The sequence below is a fragment of the Amycolatopsis sp. NPDC006131 genome (assembly GCF_040614175.1).
Lineage (GTDB): Bacteria > Actinomycetota > Actinomycetes > Mycobacteriales > Pseudonocardiaceae > Amycolatopsis_E > Amycolatopsis_E tucumanensis.
Genome location: NZ_JBEXTX010000221.1, coordinates 1 through 4,388, shown reverse-complemented (window position 1 = coordinate 4,388; position 4,388 = coordinate 1). Strand labels below are relative to the sequence as shown.

Here is a 4,388-nt window from a genome sequence, read left to right as displayed (position 1 = left end):
GCGGCGCCCCAGGGCGCGAGCGGGCCCCGGAGCGCCCCGGAGCGCCCCGGAGCGCCCCGCCGCGGCGGCAGCCGGGGCCGCGTTGGCGGCCTGCGGCAGCCAGATCGCCACGGCAGGGGCGGCCACCGACCGGTGACCGCCCCTCCCGTCAGTGCCCTGCCACCCCGCTGAGCTCGTTCGGCTCGTGGGGCAGCGTCACGCTCCGGCGCTTCTCCCCCGTCGCCAGGTCGATCAGGTGCACTTGCCGCGTCGCCGGGTCAGTGACGTACACGTCGGCGCCGCGGGTGAAGATCGCCGGGCGGGGCTGTTGCCACTCCAGCGGCTCCTCCCACGGCCCCGTCACCGGGATCGTCCGCACGATCTGCGCGCTCACCGGGTCGATCACCCGGATCCCGCCGTCGGTGCCGAGCACCAGCGCCTCACCCTGCGGGCCACGCGCCAGCGAGCGGAACGTGTAGCTCGTGCCGATGTCGACCAGCCTCAGCGTCCCCGCCACCGTGTCGATCAGCGAGACCTGCCGCGGCCGCTCCAGCTCCGCGTCCTCGTCCTGCTTGTAGTCGCCCAGCACGATCGGCGACGCGTCCGAACCGGCCTGGTTGCCGATCCGGCCGTACTCCGTCGGGCTGGTCACCTTCCGGATCACGCCGTCGCGGTAGACGAGCACCCCGTTCTCGCAGCCGATGACCACCGCCTCGCCGGCCGCGGTCGCCTCGCCGTGCACGCCGGGGCACTCCTCACTGCGCGTGAGCTCCTTCCGCGCGTCATCTAGGACCGCGATGCCGCGCCGCTCCTCCTCGTTGCCCAGCGTCACCACGAGCCGCCCGTCGGACAGTTCGATGGCGACCCCGTGGTGCGGCTCGGCGGCCCGGTACACCTCGGTCGCCGGCTGCCCGCCGGACAACCCGGCCGGGTCGAACGCCGTGACCTCCCCGGTGCCGTCGGAGAACAACACGGTCCGCCCGGCGTGCCGGACGACGTGACCGGGCTTCGCGCCGGGGAACTTCACGTCCGTCAGCTCCGCCGACACCGCGTCGAGCGCCTGGAAGCCCTCCGCGGTGGACACCATCACGTGCCGGTCGTCGCCGGCCGGGTTGAGCCGGTTGAAACCGGCCAGCGGCAGGTCCGCCTTCTGCTCCAGCGTGTCGCCATCGAGCACCAGGATCCCCCCGTCGTAGGTGACCACGACCGGGTCGGTGACCTCCGGCGCGGCGGACGGGCTCGTGCCGCACCCGGCCAGCACCAGACCAGCCACAATGGACAGTACAACTCTCTTCACGGAACAACCTTTCTCAGTGGGAACCGGCAAGTGCGGAGACGATCGCGTCGGTGTTGGACCGCATCAGCTCCAGGTAGGTCGCCGCTCCCCCGCCGGGCGCGGTGAGCGACTCGGAGTGCAGCGGGACGACCCGCACGCGCACTCCGGCCTGGTCGGCCAGCACCCGCGCGAGACGGTCGGGCTGCGAGGAGTCCGCGAAGATCGCGGGCACCCCGGCGGCGCGGATCGCCGCGGCCAGCTCGGCGAGGTCGGACGGGCTCGGCGAGGCGAGCGTGGTGCCGCTGGGCACGACCGCGCCCACGACCTCGAAGCCGTAGCGCTGGGCGAGATAACCGAATACGTGGTGGTTGGTGACCAGCTTGCGCCGCTCGGCCGGGATCGTCGCGAAGCGCTCGGCCATCCACGCGTCGAGCGCGTCCAGCTCACGCACGTACGCGTCCGCGTTGGCCCGCACGACCGCCGCGTCGGCCCCGGGCACACCGGCCACCTCGTCCGCGATCGCCAGCACCACCGCGCGCATCCGCCGCGGATCGGTCCAGAAGTGCGGGTCCGGCTCGCCCCCGGCGTACGGAATGGGGTCGGCGGCCTCGCCCGCGGCCAGCGTCGGCACACCGGCCCGGACGGCCGCGTCCACGTTGCGCGCCACGCCCTCCTCCAGGCCCAGTCCGTTGTGGACGACCAGGCCGGCGTCCTCCAGCAACGCGGCCTCCTGCGCGGACAACGCGAACGAGTGCGGGTCCGCGCCGGGCCGCATCAGCACGGTCACCTCGGCCTGGTCCCCGGCGATCGCGCGGGTGACGTCGCCGAGGATGTTCGTCGTCACGACCACCCCGGCCCGGTCACCGGCGCCGGAACAGCCCGCCACGAGCAGCAACGCCGCCAGCGCGGCCACCAGCCGCCTCATCGCCCGGTCTCCACGAACAGCGCCGGCGCGATGCCGGTGGGCAGGGCGCGGGCGATCCGCAGGTTGTCGGCGTAGTCGATCTCATGCACGACCCGTGCGGCGACGTCGTTCACGTACGCCCGGCTGGTGTCCAGGTGGATCGCGGCGCCCGGATCGACCGGACCGGTGATCAACGGACGGCGCGCGGTCTCCGCACCGGTTTCCGGGTCCAGCGCGTGCAGCACGCCGTCGGCGGTCAGCGTGAGCACGGCTCCGCCGGAGCCGACCGCGTTGACGGCCACCACCGGCCCGGTATCCAGCAACCGCCAGGTCTTCTCGGTCACGTCGAGCACCCAGACACCCCGGTCGCCCGCGCGGGCGGTTAGCGTGGCGCTGCCGGGACGGTGGGTGAACTCCAACGCCCGCGGACCGCCGGCGGGATAAGGGATGTGGACCGCGGCGAAGTCCTTTCCGGACACGAGCACGGCACCGTCCGCGCAGCCGATCACCACACCGCGCCGCGTGACCGCGGACCCGCGCGGATCGGCGCAGACCGGCTCCAGCACGCGTTCGGTGACCCCGTCGCGGCCGCGGACCTCGACTGCGCCGTCGGCGACCACCAGCCGCTCCCCCAGCGGGACCGCCACCCCCGCGGTTTCCCGGCCGGACAGCGCGGTGCGCCCCTCGGCCACCAGCGCAGTCACTGTGCTGTCGGCGTGCGCGGCGAGGACCGGGCCGCCGGGACGCGTGCCCGCCGCAGTGGGCGCGGTGCGGTAGTAGTGCACGTGGTCGCCGTGGTCGACCATCCAGGAACCGCTGTCCACGACGTGCACGGTGCTTCCCGCGGAGAGGTACGCGAAGCGCCCGTCGGTGGCGATGCGCTCGACGCCCGGCGCCGGCGGCAGCTCGGTCATCGACTCGGTGATCAGGTCCAGCACGCGCACCGCACCGGCCCGGTCGGTGAGCACCAGCCGGGGTTGCGCCTCGGCGGTTTCCTCGGCGCCCTCGATGTAGCCGTGCGGCGGTTCGGCGGGCGGCGGTTCCGGGGCGCAGGCCGCGAGCGGAAGTGTGGCGAGCAGGGCGAGCGCCTTGCGCGGCACGCGGTCCCGCAGGCGCGCGGCGAGGGCCGACAACCCGAACAGCGCCACGGCCACCGCGGCGATCGTCGCGCCGGCGGCGGTGCCCCAGTGCCACGAGATCAGCAGCCCGGCCGTCGTCGCGAAGGCGCCGAGCAACGCGGCGATCAACATCACGGCTGGGACGCGCCGCGCCCAGTACAGGGCGGCCGCGGGAGGCGCGACGAGCAGGCCGAACACCAGCAGCGTGCCGACGACGTGGAAGGACGCCACAATCGCGAGCGTGACCAGGCCGAGCAGCGCGGCGTGCGCCCGGCGCGGCCGGAGACCGAGGGTGTGCGCGGTGCGCTCGTCGAAGGTCAGCGCGACGAACGAGCGGTGCCCCAGCAGCGCCACGACCCCGGCGACGGCGAGCGCGACCGCCAGGAACAGCAGATCCCGGTCGCGGACCGCGAGAACGTCGCCGAACAGGAACCCGGTGAGGTCCACCGCGAACGACTGCGACCTGGACACGATGATCACGCCCAGGGCCAGCATGCCCACGAAGAGCAACCCGATGCTCGTGTCCTGGGATATCCGCCGCGACCGGCCGAGCGCGGTGACCCCGGCCGCCATCGCGCCGGCGCAGAGAGCCGCGCCGAGCACCGGGCTGCCGCCGAACAGGGCCGCGAGCGCGACCCCCGGCAGCATGCCGTGCGACATCGCGTCACCGAGGAAAGCCAGGCCCCGCAACACCATCCACGTCCCGGCGAGCGCGCACACGCCCGACACCAGGACCCCTCCCCACCAAGCCCGTTGCACGAAGGACACCTCGAACGGGGCGATCAACCACTCCACAGTGGGTCACCCTATAGTGAAAACGATTATCGTTACAAAGGGGAGGAGCTATGACGCGGAGCACGATCCGGACGAGCGTTGCGCTCGACGAGTGTGGGTCCGGGGCGCGCCACTCACCGGAGTGCCGTCGCAGGGAGGGCCAATGACACGGAACACCAGCCTGACGGGCGTGGCACTCAACGGAGTGTTGTCCAGGCGCGCAGCACCCACCGGAACGTCGTCCGGGGAGTCTCAATGATCGTGTCAAGCAGCTGTAGGGCTGATGGGCGGCGGTGAGTGGTGGAATTCGCGGCCGTCGCGCAGCAGTGCCCAGATG

The 4,388-nt window shown here is 73.3% G+C and carries 2 protein-coding genes and 1 pseudogene; all 3 read right to left on the bottom strand.

What is annotated here, in order from left to right; translation table 11 throughout:
• Positions 1-148: 148 nt before the first annotated feature.
• Positions 149-1,255, bottom strand: a complete 1,107-nt coding sequence (aztD, locus tag ABZ215_RS43370; protein WP_235716310.1) for a zinc metallochaperone AztD — start codon at positions 1,253-1,255, stop codon at positions 149-151.
• A 34-nt stretch (positions 1,256-1,289) separates the two neighbouring features.
• The gene (gene aztC, locus ABZ215_RS43365; RefSeq protein WP_354956763.1) at positions 1,290-2,180 is read right to left on the bottom strand and encodes a zinc ABC transporter substrate-binding protein AztC; all 891 of its coding nucleotides are present in this window, start codon (positions 2,178-2,180) and stop codon (positions 1,290-1,292) included.
• 1,076 nt (positions 2,181-3,256) lie between these two features.
• A pseudogene (gene aztB, locus ABZ215_RS43360) lies at positions 3,257-4,072 on the bottom strand (zinc ABC transporter permease AztB); the annotation flags it as partial.
• Positions 4,073-4,388 lie beyond the last annotated feature (316 nt).

Excerpts from the sequence above, each read along its gene's own strand:
- aztC (WP_354956763.1), bottom strand. The coding sequence starts at position 2,180 with ATGAGGCGGCTGGTGGCCGCGCTGGCGGCGTTGCTGCTCGTGGCGGGC.